This is a genomic window from Flavobacterium johnsoniae (assembly GCF_030388325.1).
In the GTDB taxonomy this organism is placed as follows: Bacteria; Bacteroidota; Bacteroidia; order Flavobacteriales; family Flavobacteriaceae; genus Flavobacterium; species Flavobacterium johnsoniae_C.
In genome coordinates this window covers 3,876,378-3,894,079 of the sequence record NZ_CP103794.1, presented here as the reverse complement: position 1 = coordinate 3,894,079, position 17,702 = coordinate 3,876,378, and the positions used below count along the sequence as shown (strand labels likewise).

Here is a 17,702-nt window from a genome sequence, read left to right as displayed (position 1 = left end):
ATACTATAAAAATGAATAACTCTACAAATGGAAGATTAATTTCTTTAGATGCCTTGCGCGGATTTGTGATGTTTTGGATTATGAGCGGAGAACATATTATTCACGCTCTTGCCAAAGCGGCGCCAATTCCTATATTTATTTGGATGTCATCGCAATTGCATCATGCAGAATGGAATGGAATTACATTTTATGATATGATTTTTCCAGTATTTCTATTTGTAGCGGGAGTTTCTATGCCTTATTCTTTTGAAAAGAAAATGACTTTGGCAGGAGTAAAAACACCGCAACAATTGCCTTCATACGAAAAGCGAAAAATCTATTTGTCAATGCTGAGAAGAACTTGCATTTTACTAGTTCTCGGATTTGTGGTAAATGGATTGTTACGATTTGATGGTTTCGATCATACTCGTTTTGCAAGTGTATTAGGTAGAATTGGATTGGCTTGGTTTTTTGCTGGAATCATTTATTTAAATTTTGATTTTAAAAAACAGCTAATCTGGTTTTTCGGAATTCTAATTGGTTATTATGTAGCCATGAAATGGATTCCAGTTCCTGATTTTGGAGCAGGAGTTTTAACGAAAGAAGGTTCTTTAGAAGGATATATTGACCGTTTGCTTTTGCCAGGAAGATTGCATAGTACAGTTTATGATCCAGAAGGAATATTTTCTACAATTCCTGCTATAGCAACCGCTTTATTGGGTGTTTTTATCGGAACATTTTTAAAAGCTAAATGTCCGTTTTCTATAAAAGTGAAATTGCTTTTAATGGCTTTAACGGCTACAGTTCTGATTATTGCAGGTTTGATTTGGGATATTAATTTTCCAATCAATAAACATTTATGGACAAGTTCTTTTGTTTGTTTTGTTGGCGGATTTAGTATTTTGTTTTTTGTATTTTTTTATTTGATAATTGATTATTTCGGTTTCCAGAAATGGGCTTTCCCTTTAATTTTAATCGGCTCAAATTCGATTTTAATTTACATTGCCGCCGAGGGTTTAGTCGATTTTAAACATACGGCAGATTACGTTTTTGGCGGACTTATAAATTTTACGTCTCTTACATGGCGATTTTTTCTGCTTTATCAGTTACATTAATACAGCTTTTATTACTTTATTTTCTCTATAAAAAGAAATGGTTTCTTAAAATTTAGCATCGATTAAATTTTAAAATACATCTTACTATCTAACCACACAATAACCACACTATTATGAATGTATTACAAACCGCAGATTATATTGTTTTCTTTATCTACTTTGTCATTGTTACCAGCTATGGAATGTATATTTACAGAAGCAAAAAAACTGCAGCAACTAGTTCCAACGAATATTTTTTAGCCGAAGGATCATTGACTTGGTGGGCAATTGGAGCGTCATTAATTGCTTCTAATATTTCTGCAGAACACTTTATCGGAATGAGCGGTTCTGGTTTTGCCATTGGTCTTGCCATTGCTTCTTACGAATGGATGTCTGCCGCAACATTGATTATTGTGGCAATGTTTATTTTACCTGTTTATTTGAAGAATAAGATATTTACAATGCCACAGTTTTTAGCCAAAAGATATAGTGGAACCGTAAGTACAATTATGGCTATTATCTGGCTGTTAATCTATGTTTTTGTTAATCTTACTTCAATTATTTATTTAGGTGCTTTGGCTATTTCTTCCATAGCGCCTGTTAGTTTTCAGTTTTGTGTTATTGGTTTGAGTTTATTCTCTGTAATCGTTACTTTGGGTGGAATGAAAGTTATCGGATATACGGATATGTTTCAAGTTATTGTGCTAATTTTAGGAGGATTAGTAACGACTTATTTGGCATTGACATTGCTTTCAGATCAATTTGGTTTTGGAAATGATATTCTAAAAGGACTTTCTATAATTGCTCAAGAAGCGCCAGGACATTTGCACATGATTTTAGATGAATCAAATCCGCATTATAATGAATTGCCTGGAATGTCAGTTATAGTAGGTGGAATGTTAATTAACAATCTAGCATATTGGGGTTGCAATCAATATATCGTTCAAAGAGCTTTAGGAGCCGATTTGAAAACAGCTCGAAAAGGAATTCTATTTGCTGCTTTCTTAAAATTATTAGTTCCAATTATTGCTGTTCTTCCAGGTATTGCCATGTTTGTAATGCATGAAAATGGAATGTTTCAACAAGAAATGGTTGATGCAGCGGGAGTTTTAAAACCAGATCATGCTTATCCGACTTTAATGAATTTACTTCCAGCTGGATTAAAAGGTGTTGCTTTAGCGGCTTTAACAGCCGCAATTGTGGCTTCTTTAGCAGGAAAAGCAAATAGTATTTCGACTATCTTTTCTTTAGATATTTATAAAAAATATTTTAATTCTCAAGCATCAGAAAAAAAACTGGTTCGTACAGGAAGATGGTGCGTTGTGGTTTGTATGATTATTGCAGCTTTTGTAGCTCCAGCATTAAAATCATTAGATCAAGCGTATCAATTTATTCAAGAATATGTTGGATTCTTTTCACCAGGAGTTTTAGCAATTTTCTTATTAGGAATGTTCTGGAAAAAAACTACTCCAGCAGCAGGACTTGCCGGAGCATTATTAACTGTGCCATTGGCAGCAATATTGAAATTCTTGCCAATGTGGACAGAAGGCGCTTTTCCAGATTATCCTTTCTTAGATAGAATGACCATAGTTTTCTTTATAATTGTATTTATCATGATTGGTATCAGTTTGGCAAATCCAGTTTCTGAAGAAGAAGCCGAAATTCATAAAATAGAAGTTGATAAATCGATGTTTAAAGTATCTTCAGAATTTATTGTAGGTTCGTTTATTATCAGCGGAATATTAGTGGCTTTGTATACTGTTTTCTGGTAAATTTTATTTTGCCACAAAGACGCTAAGGCTCAAAGTAAATTTGAAAAGATTAAATTGAAAATTGCTCGCAAAGACGCAAAAGTGCAAAGTTTATTAAAAAGAAAAGTCTTAAAAAACTTAGCGACTCTGCGCCTTTGCGAGATTAAAAAAGTAAAATAGAAATGAAAAGAAATTTTATAATCGCACTTTTTATTTTTTGCGTGTCCTTAACTGTTTCGGCGCAAAAGATTTTTGATATTAAAAAATACGGCGCTGTTGGAGATGGAAAGACGTTAAACACAAAAGCAATTCAAAAAGCAATTGATGCTGCAAATAAAAGTAAAGGAGGAAAAGTTGTTTTTTCTAAAGGAACATTTCTGTCCGGAAGCATCGTTTTAAAAAATGATGTGGAATTATTTTTTGAAGAAGGCGCTACTTTATTAGGAAGCACCAATCCTGACGATTATCCAAAATACGAAGGAATTAGAGCTTTGATTATTGCTAATGAATCCAAAAATATTACTGTAAACGGAAAGGGAATAATTGACGGACAAGGGAGAGAACTGGCTTTAGCAATTGATTCTCTTCATCATACAGGAGTTAGAATTGATCCAAAATACAATTATAGAAGAATGCGTCCAGAAGACGGAAGGGGAAAACTGATTTCGTTTGTAAAGTGCGATTCGATTACCATGACTCAAATTACTTTGAAAAACAGTCCAGGTTGGACAATGTGTTTTAGAGAATGCAAAAATATTGTCATTGATTTTATGAAAGTGGAAAGCAGAGCGTATTGGAATAATGACGGAATTGATCTTGATGGTTGCGAAAATGCCCGAATAACAAATTGCAACGTTAATGCTGCCGACGACGGAATTTGCTTAAAATCGGAAGTTCCGGGATTGCATAATAACAATATTTACATTGGAAATTGTACGATTAGATCAAGTGCCAATGCAGTGAAATTTGGTACAGGTTCTTATGGAAGTTTCAAAAATGTAACAATTGAAAATATCAAAGTTTTTGATACTTTCAGATCGGCAGTTGCAATTGAGTCTGTTGATGGAGCAGAAATTGAGAATATTAAAGTTTCTGATATTACGGCCGTAAATACTGGAAATGCCTTATTAATCCGTTTAGGTCACAGAAATGGAGATAAACCGGGTTATATTAAAAATGTATCGGTTAAAAATGTAAAAGTGCAAGTTCCGTTTGGTCGCCCTGATATAGATTACGATATGCGCGGACCAGAAGTAGATTATTTTCATAATCCGTTTCCTTCTTCAATTGCTGGAATTCCGGGGCATTTGATAGAAAATGTGACTTTAGAAAATATTGAAATCATTTATCCAGGAAGAGCTTCAAAAGGAATGGCGTATCATCCTTTAAGTCGATTAAAAGATGTAAAAGAGAATATAAACGGTTACCCTGAATTTACCATGTTTGGTGAATTGCCTTCTTGGGGATTTTACGTTCGTCACGTAAACGGAATCGAAATGAAGAATATAAAATTGGTTTTAGATAAAGAAGATTTCCGTCCAGCTTTTGTTTTTGATGATGTAAAAAATCTAACAATGAAAGCTATTGATGTTCCTTCAGATAAAATCAATCAGATTGTTTTTAAAGATGTTTCATCAAGTAATTTGGATAGTGAATCTTTAAAAAGAAAAATAGAACCAGAGCAAAATAAGTTTGAATTACCAGCTAGGTAGTTTATTATATACTGCCGAAAATTGCTCGCAAAGGCGCAAAGACGCAAAGTTTTATTCAAAAAAACTTAAATAGAAAACTTTGCGACTCTGCGTCTTTGCGAGATTAAAAAAAATTAAAAAAACTTAGTGCCTTTGAGTCTTTGTGGCATTAAAAAAAATAAAAAACATGAAAAAGAAATCTATAATCGCGATACTTATTTTTTGTATTTCCCTGACTGCGACTGCACAAAAGATCTACGATATTAAAAAATACGGCGCAAAAGGAGACGGAAAAACCAATGATGCTGTTGCAATTCAAAAAGCAATTGACGCTTGTAGTAAAACAGGCGGAAGAGTTTTAATTCCCGCACCCTTTACTTTTCTATCAGGACCAATTGATGTAAAATCAAAAGTAGATTTACATATCGAAGCTGGTGCAAAACTATTGGCAAGTCCAGATGAAAAACTGTATACGAAAAGCGCTTTTAGAACAAATCCTGGAGAGGGAACTATTTGGATTGGAGGAGAAAATATAGAAGATTTTACCATTAGCGGAAGCGGAAAAATTGATGGAAACGGAATTTCTTTTATGGGCGCAGAAGAAGATGATGCTTATGTTTTAAAACCGTTCAATGTTTTAGATCCAAGACCACACGTTTTAACTATTATTGGAGGAAAAAATATCAGAATCAAAGATGTTCATATCGGAAATTCGGCCTATTGGACTGTGCATTTAATTGGCTGTAATGATGTTGTAATCAGCGGAATTACTTTATTAAATAGCTTAAAAGTCCGCAACAGTGACGGAATCGATTTGGATCATTCTAAAAATGTGAGAATCAGCGATTGTTACATTGAAAGCGGCGACGATTGTATATGCCTAAAAAACAGAAGAGAATTTGAAGAATTTGGTGCTTGCGAAAATATTACCGTTACCAATTGCACTATGACGAGCAGCAGTTGTGCGATTAAAATTGGTTCAGAAAATATGGACGCAATCAGACAAGTTGTTTTCAATAATTGTATTATTAAAAATAGTAATCGTGCGTTAGGAATTCAGAATCGTGATGAAGGAACAGTGAGCGATGTAATTTTTTCTAACATAATTATCGAAAGCAAATTGAATACCGATACTTGGTGGGGAAAAGCAGAACCGATTTACGTTACGGCTTTTAGCAGAGCAAAAGGAAATCATAAAGATGCCAATTGGCGTTTTCCAAAAGGAGCGACAGAAGGGAAAGTTGGAGAAATCAAGAATATTTATTTTTCTAATATTCAATGTACGGGAGAAAATGGAGTTTTTGTGAGTGGAGAATCTAAAGACAAAATCAAGAATATCGTTTTTGAAAATGTAAGTGTTTTTATGGATAAAACCACTTCTTTTCCTGGTGGATTATATGACAGACGCCCAGCAAATGTGGAAGGTTTTGTAAAAGGAAGTACTTCTGGATTTTATTTTGATACTGCCGAAAGCATTAAAGTTCAGAATTGCACGGTTCAATGGGGGAAAAACAAACCTGAATACTTTAAATATGCCGTAGAAAGTAAAAATGTGGATGTTTTGAAAGTAATCAATTTAGATGGAGAAGCAGCTTTTCCAAATAAATATGAAGCAGTTAAAAAGTAATTTATTCTTTGAAAAAAATATAAGTGTAAAAGTCACAATAAAGTTTTTTGATGTGATGCTTTTCAAACTTTTGAAATAAACTTTAAAAAGATTAATTAATATATTGCAAGTATATTCTCAATATAAAATAAGTAAAATGAAAAGAAACGTAATTTCAACATTATTCATAGGAGGTTTACTGCTTAGTAGTATTTATGGAAATGCTCAAAAAAATACTTTAGAAGTTGATGCTTCCAAAACCATTACTAAAATTGAACCAACAATGTTCGGTTTGTTTTTTGAAGATATCAATTTTGCCGCAGATGGGGGACTTTACGCCGAAATGATTAAAAACAGATCTTTTGAATTTGATAAACCTTTAATGGGATGGGAACAACCTAATACTAGAAGATCTTTAAACAAAGAATCAGGTATTGCGCTTCCAATTAACGTAGCGGCAAATAATACTAATTTTTGCAGAGTAGAAATCAATAATGATAAAGGTTATACTTTAATTAATGAAGGATTCCGAGGAATGGGAGTGAAGAAAGATGCGAAATACAATCTTTCATTAAAAGCTGCCAACCATAATGGAGCAATCAAAAAGATTGTTTTTCAGCTTATTGATAAAGATCAAAAAGTGCTTGGAGAAACGAATATTGTTCCAAAATCTGACCAATGGGCAAATTATACTGCACAATTTACAGCCACTCAGACAGAAGCCAAAGCAAAGTTGAAAATTACTTTTGAAGGAACAGGAATTATTGATTTGGATATGATTTCGCTTTTTCCTGAAGATACATGGAAGAATAGAAAAAATGGACTTCGAAAAGATTTGGTACAGCTTTTATATGATGTGAAACCTGGTTTCTTGCGTTTTCCAGGCGGTTGTATTGTAGAAGGAAGAACTTTATCAGATCGTTATCAATGGAAAAAATCGGTTGGAAATGTTGAGGAAAGAAAAACGATGATGAATCGTTGGAATGTAGAATTCAACCACAAACAGACTCCAGATTATTTTCAAAGTTTTGGATTAGGGTTTTTTGAATATTTCCAGCTTTCTGAAGATATTGGCGCAGAACCGCTTCCAATTTTAAGTTGCGGAATGGCGTGTCAATACAATACTGGAGAATTGGCTTCTATGGACGAGCTGGATCCATATGTGCAAGATGCTTTAGATTTAATTGAATTTGCAAATGGAGCAGTTACGACCAATTGGGGAAAAATCCGATCTAATATGGGACATCCAAAACCATTCAATTTAAAATATATTGGAGTAGGAAATGAGCAATGGGGCGAGGCTTACATTGAAAGATTTAAAGTTTTTGAAAAAGCAATTAAAGCAAAATATCCAAATATTATTATTGTATCTGGAAGCGGTCCTTCTCCAAGCGGTGAGCATTTTGATTATGCAATGAAAGAACTTAAAAAATTAAATGCAGAATTGGTTGACGAACATTATTACGAAAGTCCAAAATGGTTTAGAGAAAATGCTGGACGTTATGATAATTACGATAGAAAAGGACCAAAGATTTTTGCTGGAGAATATGCAGCACAAAGTGTTTCGGGTGCAAATCCGAACAATAGAAACAATTGGGAATGTGCATTTTCTGAAGCTGCTTTTATGACAGGTTTAGAAAGAAATGCAGAAGTCGTTCATTTAACTTCTTATGCTCCTTTAATGGCACATGAAGATGCATGGCAATGGACACCAGATATGATTTGGTTCAATAACTTACAATCTTATGGTTCTGCAAACTATTATGTACAGCAATTATTCTCAACTAATAAAGGAACAGATTTATTAAGTATTACTCAAGATGGCAAAGCTTTGATTGGGCAGAATAATTTATATGCTTCGGCTGTGAAAGATGATAACAGCAAAGAAATCATAGTGAAATTAGTAAATACAGCTGCAACAGCTTCTGAAGTGAGTATTGATTTAAAAGGAGCAAAATTAGGATCAAAAGGAAGCATAATTAGACTGGTAAGTGCAAATTTACAAGATGAAAATACTTTTGCAGACCCTAAAAAAATCACTCCAAAACAAAGTGAATATAAAGTTACAAAAGGAAAACAAGAATTGAGTCTTCCTGCTTATTCTGTTACGGTTTTAAAACTGAAAACAATCTAATCATTTATTCTTATAAAAATAAAATACATGCCATATCATTCTCTCAAAAAAAGCCTTTTATTATTGTTAACATTAACAGGATTTTCTGTTTTTGCACAACAAGATTTAAAACTGCAATATAAGCAGCCTGCTGTCGAATGGACAGAAGCGTTACCTGTAGGGAATGGAACACTTGGCGCAATGGTTTTTGGAAGAGTAGATTCAGAATTAATTCAGCTAAATGAGGCTACTTTATGGAGTGGCGGACCTGTGCAGAAAAACGTTAATCCTGATGCTTTTCAAAATCTTACTTTAATTAGAGAAGCTTTGAAAAATGAAGATTTTGAAAAAGCTTATAATCTGACTAAAAATATGCAGGGGCCTTATAGCGAAAGTTTTATGCCTTTGGGAGATCTTATTTTAAAACAAGATTTTAATGGTCAAAAAATAGAATCTTATAATAGAAGTCTTGATATTGAAACAGGATTAGCAATAACCAATTTTAGTGTAAACGGAGTTAATTATAAAAGAGAAATATTTGCTTCGGCACCAGCGCAATGTATTGTAATTAAGCTTTCGGCAGATCAATTGAAAAAACTTTCTTTTACAATTGACGCTTCTAGTCTTTTAAAAAATCAAAAATCAATAAAAGATAAATCTTTGGTTTTGAAAGGAAAAGCACCTTCACATTCAGATCCAAATTATATTGATTACAACAAAGAACCAGTTGTTTATGAAGATGCATCTGGATGCAGAGGAATGCGTTTCGAATTGATTATTAAACCAATAGTAAAAGACGGCGAAATAAGCGTTGAAGGAAATAATTTAGTAATAAAAAATGCATCTGAAATTTTACTTTTCGTTTCGGCAGCAACAAGCTTCAACGGATTTGATAAATGTCCGGATAGTCAAGGAAAAGACGAACATAAATTCGCAGAAGCTCCGATTAAAAAAGCAATTGCTAAAAAATATGACAGTTTATTAAAGGAACATATTACAGATTTTCAAAAATTCTTTAATAGAGTTTCTTTAAAATTAAATGAAAAAGAAACTAATAAATCTAATCTGCCAACAGATATAAGATTAGAACAATATGCAAAAGGAGAAAAAGATGCTGGATTGGAAGCTTTATTTTTTCAGTTCGGGCGTTATCTGTTGATTTCTTCTTCGCGTACACACAATGCGCCAGCCAACTTACAAGGAATTTGGAACAACAAACTTCGTGCTCCTTGGAGCAGTAACTATACGACAAACATTAATTTACAGATGAATTATTGGTCAGTAGAATCGGCAAGTTTGTCTGAATTATTTTTTCCGCTTGACGAATACATTAAAAATGCTTCTATAACAGGAACAGAAACTGCCAAAAGTTATTACCATGCCAACGGCTGGGTTTTACACCATAACTCAGACATCTGGGCAATGACAAATCCTGTTGGCGATTTCGGAAAAGGAGATCCTATGTGGGCAAACTGGTATATGGGAGCCAATTGGTTAAGCAGACATTTATGGGAACATTATCAATATACTGGAGATAAAGCCTATTTGAAAAAAGTATATCCAATTATAAAAGGTGCAGCTGAGTTTAGTTTAGACTGGCTTCAGAAAGATCAAAATGGTCATTTGGTAACGATGCCTTCGACTTCGCCAGAAAATATGTTTTATTATGATGGAAAAAAGAAAGGTACAGTAACAACCGCTTCTACAATGGATATCGGAATTATTAAAGATTTGTTTGAAAATACAGTCGAAGCTTCAAAAGTTTTAAATATTGATTCAGAATTCAGACAAAAAGTAGACAAAGTTGCAAATGAATTACTTCCTTTTCAAATTGGTAAAAAAGGACAATTGTTAGAATGGTACAAGGATTTTGAAGAAGAAGATCCGCATCATAGACATACCTCACATCTTTATGCGTTGCATCCAGCTAATTTAATTTCACCACTTAAAACTCCAGAATTAGCTAACGCAGCAAAAAAAACTTTAGAATTAAGAGGCGACGATGGAACTGGTTGGAGTTTGGCTTGGAAAGTAAATATGTGGGCGAGACTTTTAGATGGGAATCATGCTTATCAATTATTCAAAAATCAATTAAGATTAACAAAAGATAATGACCCTAATTATAGTAGACATGGAGGTTGTTATCCAAATCTTTTTGATGCACATCCACCTTTTCAAATTGATGGAAATTTTGCGGGAACAGCCGGTGTGATCGAAATGCTGATGCAAAGTCAGAATAAGGAAATTCATTTACTGCCTGCTCTTCCAGATGCTTGGAAAGACGGTGAAATTAAAGGCATTACAGCAAAAGGTAATTTTACAGTCGATATAAATTGGGAGGACGGAAAAATGAGTCAAAGTAAAATTGTGTCTAATGTAGGTGGAACTTGCCAAATTAGATCAGCAAAACCATTTAGAATTCAAAAGTTAAATATTCAAAGCAAAAAATCGTCAATTGGTTATACTGCTGTATTTGAAACAAAAAAAGGAACTTCTTATACTATCGAAGCTTATAATGAATAAAAAATATAGTTTAAAGCTGAATGCATTCTGTAAAATTAATAGGCAAGAATGATTAAAGCAAAAAACAAAATTAGATAAATTTCCCCCCTTCAATATTATTAATAAACAAAAATGTAGAAGGGGGTATTTTTTTTTATTATTTTTAAATGTAAATTTTACACATAAAATTAACCACAATGAAAAAAACAAACTTACTTACTATTATGATAGGGACATTTTTTATATCTGTCTTATCTAATGCACAAACCAAAACATTTCAAAAAGAAGAATTTAAACAATGGGCACAGACTCCGCCAATGGGCTGGAACAGCTGGGATTGTTATGGACCAACTGTAGAAGAACACGAAGTAAAATCCAATGCCGATTACATGGCAAAAGAACTCAAAAAGTTCGGTTGGGAATATGTTGTTGTTGATATCAGATGGTTTGTAGAAAATGATAAAGCTGGAGGTTACAATCAAACAGATCCACGTTATGTTATAGATCAATACGGAAGATATTTGCCAGCCGTTAACCGATTTCCATCTGCAAAAGACGGACAGGGTTTTAAGCCTTTAGCAGATTATATTCATAAAAAAGGATTGAAGTTCGGAATTCATATTATGCGTGGTATTCCTAAGAAAGCGGTTGAAGACAAAATGCCGATTAAAGGAACTAAAGGAATTACTGCAGATCAAATTTATACGACAGCTTTACAATGCGAATGGTTAAGAGATAACTATACAATTTTGGCTGACAAGCCAGGAGCGCAGGAATATTATGATTCTATATTCGAATTATATGCGCAATGGGGAGTAGATTTTATCAAAATCGATGATTTATCAAGACCTTATCATGAAGGAGAAATTAATTTAATTAGAAATGCCATTGATAAATGCGGACGTAAAATTGTCTTGAGTACTTCGCCTGGTGAAACGCCAATTTCTGCAGCTTCTCACGTAACTTCGCACGCTAATATGTGGCGTATGGTTGATGATGTTTGGGATACTTGGCCACATATAACACATTTAATGGATGTTGCTCAAAGATGGTATCCTCACATTGCGCCGGGAACTTGGCCAGATTGTGATATGATTCCGTTGGGACGTATTTCAATAAGAGGTGAACGCGGAAATGATCGTATGACTCGTTTAACCAAAGACGAACAATATACTTTAATTACATTTTTCAATATCTTCAAATCGCCATTGTTTTTTGGTGGAGATTTACCAAGTAATGATGCTTTTACTCTTTCACTACTAACAAATAAAGATGTTGTAAAAATGCATAATGAAAGTAAAGATGTAAAACAGCTTTTCCAAAAAGACGGAAAAATTGCTGTGACTTCAAAAAATGCTAAAGACGGAAGTGTATATCTTGCTTTGTTTAATATTTCAGATAAGGACACTCAAAAAGTAACAGTAAATCTTTCTGATCTTGGAATTTCAGGTTCAGCTGAAGTTTTGAATATGTGGACAGGTGAAAAATCAAAAACAACTTCAAAAGAAATAAATGCAGATTTAAAATCGCATAGTTCGGTTCTGTATCAATTAAAAAGCAAAAAATAATGAAACGTTTTTTGCTTTGCCGCATTTTAAAACTGATGTTACTTTTTGCTATTACTTTTGGAATGTTTGGATTTAGTATTAAAACAAAAGAGAAAAATCCAGATAAAGTGTATTTGTTTGCTTATTCCACTTTAAAAAATAATGGCAAAAACGGACTTCATTTTGCGTGGAGTACAGATCAGAAAAACTGGTTTGCGATTGGTCCAGAATTTAGTTTCTTAAAATCAGATTTTGGAAGCTGGGGAGCAACGGGTAAAAGTATGTCTGAAGCTTTTTTGATTCGTGATAATGCTGGAATTTTTCATTGCTTTTGGAGTGTGAGAGATAACGTTTTTGCTCATTCAGAAAGTAAAGATCTTATAAATTGGGGAAGACAAAATTATATTCAGGGTATGAAGAATTTTGTTGGAAAAGGGCAAGATAAATCAGTAATTCTAAATGTTCAAGTTAGTCAGAAAGATGGAAAATATCTGGTTCACTTTAGCGAAAGCGGTAAAAATTATTCTTCAGCCACAAAAGATTTTAAAAATTATTCTTCTGCTGTAACTGATGCTAATGGTTCTGAGTTGAAATTAAAAAGTGAGATTCAATTTCAAGGTGAGATTTTACAAGGAACAATTCATAAAGTTGAATGGAGTTTAGTCGAAAACATGATTAAAAATATGGAATCGGTTAAGTTTAGAGATAAGCAAAACAATACTTCTCCAAAAAGTGATAGTTTGCTTTTTTTAGGTTTAAAACCTGTTAAAGCTACAATTCAAATAGATGGTCAGAACTCAAAAAAAATCAGCAATATGCTTACAGGTGTTTTTTTTGAAGACATCAATTACGCAGCAGATGGCGGTTTATATGGCGAACTGATTCAGAATCGTGATTTCGAATATTCGCTTCATGATAAAAAAGGAAGTAATGAAAAATGGAATTCCAAAATGGCTTGGAGCGGTAATTTTGAAGTTGAAAAAGACAATCCAATTCATGCTAACAATCCAAACTATGCCGTAATAAAAAACGGAAGTATTACTAATTCAGGTTTTGATGGAATTGCACTTAAAGCCAATGAAAAATATGATTTTAGTGTTTTTGCAAAAGGAGCAAAAGCAATTGTTCGTTTAAAAACACCAAACGGAGAAACTTTAGCAGAAGCGACATTTACGCCAAATAATTCATGGAAGAAATTTAATCTCGTTTTAAAACCTTCTAAAACTGTAAATGATGCTCATTTAGAAATCAGCACAAATGGCGAAACGTTAGTAGATATGGTTTCGCTTTTTCCGCAGCAAACATTCAAAAATCGCAAAAACGGACTTCGTTTAGATTTAGCAGAAACGATTGCAGACATGCATCCAAAATTTGTTCGTTTTCCTGGCGGTTGTGTGGCACACGGAGATGGATTGCATAATATTTATAAATGGAAAAACACAATTGGCCCGCTAGAAAGCAGAGTTCCGATGCGCAATATTTGGGGCTATCATCAATCAATGGGATTAGGCTATTTTGAATATTTTCAATTTTGCGAAGATTTAGGAGCTGAAGCCGTTCCGGTTTTAGCCGCTGGAGTTCCTTGTCAGAATTCATCAGACGGAGGTTCTGGACAGCAATTTGGAATTCCAATAGAAGAAATGGACGATTACATTAAAGATATTTTAGATTTAATCGAATATGCCAATGGAAGTGTCAATACAGTTTGGGGTAAAAAACGCACCGAAGCTGGACATCCAAAACCTTTCAATTTAAAATACATCGGAATTGGAAATGAGGATTTAATCAGTGATGTTTTCGAAGAACGCTATCGAATGATAGTAAAAGCAGTACAGCAAAAATATCCTGAGATTATGATTATTGGAACAGTCGGACCATTCTTTGAAGGAACAGATTATAGAGAAGGCTGGAAAATTGCCGATGATTTAAAACTGCCGCTTGTAGATGAGCATTATTATCAGTCTCCAGGATGGTTTATCAATAATCAGGATTTTTACGATAGTTATGATCGTTCAAAATCTAAAGTATATCTAGGAGAATATGCATCATGGGGCAATAAATTTTATAACGCTTTGGCAGAAGCATTGTACCTAATAGGAATTGAGCGAAATGGAGATGTAGTTTCAATGGCTTCTTACGCACCTTTGCTAGCCAGAGAAAAACATACGCAATGGAATCCAGATCTCATTTATTTTAATGGAACTGAGGTGAAACCAACTGTCAATTATTTCGTTCAGAAACTTTATGGTCAAAACGCAGGCGATATTTATATCGAGAAAAGTATAAAAGCTTCAGACAATAGTGAAGCAAATAAACGTATTGGAGTATCTGTTTTAAAAGAAAGTTCTTCGGGAGATTTGATTGTTAAATTGGTGAATGTACTTCCAGTTGCAGTTATGCCTTCAATCGAAATATCTAATTTAATGATTGGTGAAAATGCTAGTTATACTGTATTAACTGGAAATCCAGAAAAAACAGATGCAAGACCAGTGAACCAAATGATTTCGGTAAAAGAAGCCTTTTCAAAAGAGTTGCCACCTTATTCCTTTACTGTGATTCGTATTAAAACCAAAAAATAAGCTGTTCTATTATTTTAGAAAATAGAATAGTATTAAACTTTATAAAATGAAAAAAATAAAATTTAGTCTTGTAATATTGTTAGTAATTTCAACTTTTTTACAAGCCCAAAATTCAGTAAAAGGAGTTCCGCCATCAGTTGCAGAGAAAGATTTAACAGCATATTTGTTCGTTTATTTTATAGGAAATAAAATAGAAGAAGAAGCAGTTAATTTTGCTGTAAGCACAGATGGATACCATTATTATGCATTAAATAACAACAAGCCAGTTTTAGAAAGTAAAACAATCAGTTCGACAGGCGGAGTTCGTGATCCTCATATATTACGCGGAGAAGATGGTAAAATTTTTTATATGGTTTTAACCGATATGACTTCTTCAAAAGGTTGGGACAGCAATCGTGCAATGGTTCTGCTTAAAAGTACAGATTTAGTAAATTGGAAAAGTACGGTTGTTAATATTCAGACAGCATTTCCTGGAAATGGAAATTTGAAAAGAGTTTGGGCACCACAAACAATTTATGATGCAAAAGCAGGTAAATACATGATTTATTTTAGTATGCAACACGGTTCAGAACCCGATAAAATTTATTACGCTTACGCGAATGAAAACTTCACAGCTTTAGAAAGTGCTCCAAAATTATTGTTTGTTCCTAAATCTAAAGGCGCTTGTATAGACGGAGATATAATTCTGAAAGATGGAATTTATCATCTTTTTTATAAGACAGAATCTTCAACTGCTGGCATCAAAACTGCCACTACAACCGATTTGACTTCTGGAAACTGGAAAGAAAATGATAATTATCTACAGCAAACAAAAGAGAATGTAGAAGGATCAAGTATTTTTAAACTCAATAATTCAGAAGATTATATTTTAATGTATGATATGTATTCGAAAGGAAAATATCAGTTCACCAAAACAAAAGACTTAGAAAATTTCACCGTTATTGACGAGGATATTTCAATGGACTTCAAACCACGTCATGGAACTATTTTGCCAATAACGCGTTCTGAGTTAAAAAGAATCACTCAGAAATGGGGATTACCAAGCCAACTTCCAAAAATCAAGAATAATCCAGTTCTCGAAGGCTACTATGCAGATCCTGAAATTTTATATTCAAACAAAACCAAAAAATATTATATATATCCAACCAGCGATGGATTTAATGATTGGTCAGGATATTATTTTAAAACATTTTCATCTGATAATTTAGTCGATTGGAAAGATGAAGGAATCATTTTAGATCTTAAAAAAGATGTGTCTTGGGGAAATAGAAATGCGTGGGCACCTTGTATTGTAGAAAAGAAGATAAAAGGAAAATATAAGTATTTCTATTATTTTACTGCAGCACAAAAAATTGGTGTAGCGGTTTCAGATAATCCAACCGGACCGTTTAAGGACGGCGGAAAAGAAATAGTAGCTAAAAGGCCAGAAGGAATTAACGACGGACAAGAAATAGATCCAGATGTTTTTACAGATCCAAAAACTGGAAAAAGCTATTTGTACTGGGGAAATATGTATATGGCTGTTGCTGAATTAAATTCAGATATGATTTCTTTAAAACCAAACACGCAAAAAATTATAGCCGTTAATAATTCTTTCCGCGAAGGAACTTATGTTATTTACAGAAACGGAAAATATTATTTCTTTTGGAGTGAAGACGACACAAGAAGTCCAAAGTATAAAGTTAGATATGCAATTTCGAATTCTCCGACAGGGCCTTTAGAAATTCCAGAGAATAATATAGTGATTCGAGCAAAACCAGAAGAAGGAATTTATGCAACAGGACATAATTCTGTATTGCAAATTCCAAACAAAGACGAATGGTATTTTACGTATCATCGTTTCTCATACCCAACAGGAATAAAAATGGGAAGTGCTGGAGGTTTTCATCGTGAAGTTTGCATCGATAAATTTGAGTTCAATCCAGATGGAACAATAAAACAAGTGATTCCAACTCACGAAGGAATAAAAGGAATCAACTAAAATAAGTTTCTACATTATATATAGTATAAAACCCGACAGATTTGAAAAACCTGTCGGTTTTCTTTTTATACATATATATAAGGACAGAATTAAATTCCGATTTTCCGTAGAGGCGCACGGCAGTGCGTCTTATGCGCAAAGCATATGGAAAACAGAAAAGGAAAGATTTTGATTGGTTTAATGTTTATAAGGAGCTGTTTCCCGCTATGCGCTGCAATCTTTTTGGGGCGAACCCCGCCGCAAAAAGGATTTCCTCCCGAAGCTTCGGGACTATCGGGGCTATGGATCGCGTCTTGGGAAGAAGCATCAGCGGAAAAAGAGGCTTGAAGATCCATTTCGGGAGCAGATAGGGATTAAAAGCGCATTTCAGGATTTAGGCTTTCCTGATAAAAGAGCCTTAAAGGTTGGGAAATCCCCAGAACCGCTGTCGGGAAAACCCGGAAAATAACCAAAAGTGCATGCGGATTCAGAAAAACGCCACAAAGGATGGAAAAACTTCGAAACGTAAAGAAGCCGTTATCAATAAGTTAAAAAATAATTTGAGAAAAGGCGAAAAAAAGAGGTGCAAAAGTGTTGTATAACTGGAAAAAGGTTCTACTTTTGCACCCGCAATCAGCAAGACGCTCATCGAAATACTGCAAAGGGATAAGAATCGAAAGGGAAGAGATTTTCGAAAAAAAAAAGATTCGGAAAAGCTTGCAGGAAAAGAAAAAGGGTTTTACATTTGCACCCCGCAAAACAGGGAAGGTTCATTGATAGATTGGAAGGGAAAATGGGAAAAGGGAAACGAAAAAAAAGTTTCAAATTTTTTGAATTTTTTCTTGCAGGAAATAAAAAGAAGTTTTAGTTTTGCACCCGC

General features: G+C 33.7%; 9 protein-coding genes. All 9 read left to right on the top strand.

The genetic code is table 11. The features are described 5' to 3' along the window. The first annotated feature begins 11 nt into the window (after positions 1 to 11). The 9 genes from NYQ10_RS17075 to NYQ10_RS17035 all read left to right on the top strand — a co-directional run bounded on the left by NYQ10_RS17075 (position 12) and on the right by NYQ10_RS17035 (position 16,843). Entirely contained in the window at positions 12 to 1,094 is a 1,083-nt protein-coding gene (locus NYQ10_RS17075; RefSeq protein ID WP_289877426.1) for an acyltransferase family protein, read from the top strand. 113 nt (positions 1,095 to 1,207) lie between these two features. After that, complete coding sequence (locus NYQ10_RS17070; protein ID WP_289877425.1) at positions 1,208 to 2,845, top strand: sodium/sugar symporter; 1,638 nt, start codon at positions 1,208 to 1,210, stop codon at positions 2,843 to 2,845. Positions 2,846 to 3,006: 161 nt separating this feature from the next. Beyond that, on the top strand, positions 3,007 to 4,536 hold the full coding sequence (locus tag NYQ10_RS17065; RefSeq protein ID WP_289877424.1) for a glycoside hydrolase family 28 protein: 1,530 nt from the start codon (positions 3,007 to 3,009) through the stop codon (positions 4,534 to 4,536). Positions 4,537 to 4,702: 166 nt separating this feature from the next. After that, positions 4,703 to 6,142 (top strand): glycoside hydrolase family 28 protein, encoded by a 1,440-nt coding sequence (locus NYQ10_RS17060; protein WP_289877423.1) that lies wholly within the window; start codon positions 4,703 to 4,705, stop codon positions 6,140 to 6,142. A gap of 136 nt (positions 6,143 to 6,278) precedes the next feature. Next, positions 6,279 to 8,255 (top strand): alpha-L-arabinofuranosidase C-terminal domain-containing protein, encoded by a 1,977-nt coding sequence (locus NYQ10_RS17055; RefSeq protein WP_289877422.1) that lies wholly within the window; start codon positions 6,279 to 6,281, stop codon positions 8,253 to 8,255. 27 nt (positions 8,256 to 8,282) lie between these two features. Beyond that, positions 8,283 to 10,757: a glycoside hydrolase family 95 protein gene (locus NYQ10_RS17050; RefSeq protein WP_289877421.1), complete on the top strand. Its 2,475-nt coding sequence runs from the start codon at positions 8,283 to 8,285 to the stop codon at positions 10,755 to 10,757. Between the two features lie 176 nt (positions 10,758 to 10,933). Next, entirely contained in the window at positions 10,934 to 12,304 is a 1,371-nt protein-coding gene (locus tag NYQ10_RS17045; protein WP_289877420.1) for a glycoside hydrolase family 27 protein, read from the top strand. Beyond that, entirely contained in the window at positions 12,304 to 14,862 is a 2,559-nt protein-coding gene (locus NYQ10_RS17040) for an alpha-L-arabinofuranosidase C-terminal domain-containing protein (protein WP_289877419.1), read from the top strand. Before NYQ10_RS17045 ends, NYQ10_RS17040 begins: the two co-directional genes overlap by 1 nt. 46 nt (positions 14,863 to 14,908) lie before the next feature. Continuing rightward, complete coding sequence (locus tag NYQ10_RS17035) at positions 14,909 to 16,843, top strand: family 43 glycosylhydrolase (RefSeq protein ID WP_289877418.1); 1,935 nt, start codon at positions 14,909 to 14,911, stop codon at positions 16,841 to 16,843. Positions 16,844 to 17,702 lie beyond the last annotated feature (859 nt).

What these genes read in the sequence shown, in the direction of transcription:
- NYQ10_RS17035 (WP_289877418.1), top strand. Translation starts at nt 14,909, where the DNA reads ATGAAAAAAATAAAATTTAGTCTTGTAATATTGTTAGTAATTTCAACT.
- NYQ10_RS17065 (WP_289877424.1), top strand. Translation starts at nt 3,007, where the DNA reads ATGAAAAGAAATTTTATAATCGCACTTTTTATTTTTTGCGTGTCCTTA.
- NYQ10_RS17070 (WP_289877425.1), top strand. Translation starts at nt 1,208, where the DNA reads ATGAATGTATTACAAACCGCAGATTATATTGTTTTCTTTATCTACTTT.
- NYQ10_RS17040 (WP_289877419.1), top strand. Translation starts at nt 12,304, where the DNA reads ATGAAACGTTTTTTGCTTTGCCGCATTTTAAAACTGATGTTACTTTTT.
- NYQ10_RS17055 (WP_289877422.1), top strand. Translation starts at nt 6,279, where the DNA reads ATGAAAAGAAACGTAATTTCAACATTATTCATAGGAGGTTTACTGCTT.
- NYQ10_RS17050 (WP_289877421.1), top strand. Translation starts at nt 8,283, where the DNA reads ATGCCATATCATTCTCTCAAAAAAAGCCTTTTATTATTGTTAACATTA.
- NYQ10_RS17075 (WP_289877426.1), top strand. Translation starts at nt 12, where the DNA reads ATGAATAACTCTACAAATGGAAGATTAATTTCTTTAGATGCCTTGCGC.
- NYQ10_RS17060 (WP_289877423.1), top strand. Translation starts at nt 4,703, where the DNA reads ATGAAAAAGAAATCTATAATCGCGATACTTATTTTTTGTATTTCCCTG.
- NYQ10_RS17045 (WP_289877420.1), top strand. Translation starts at nt 10,934, where the DNA reads ATGAAAAAAACAAACTTACTTACTATTATGATAGGGACATTTTTTATA.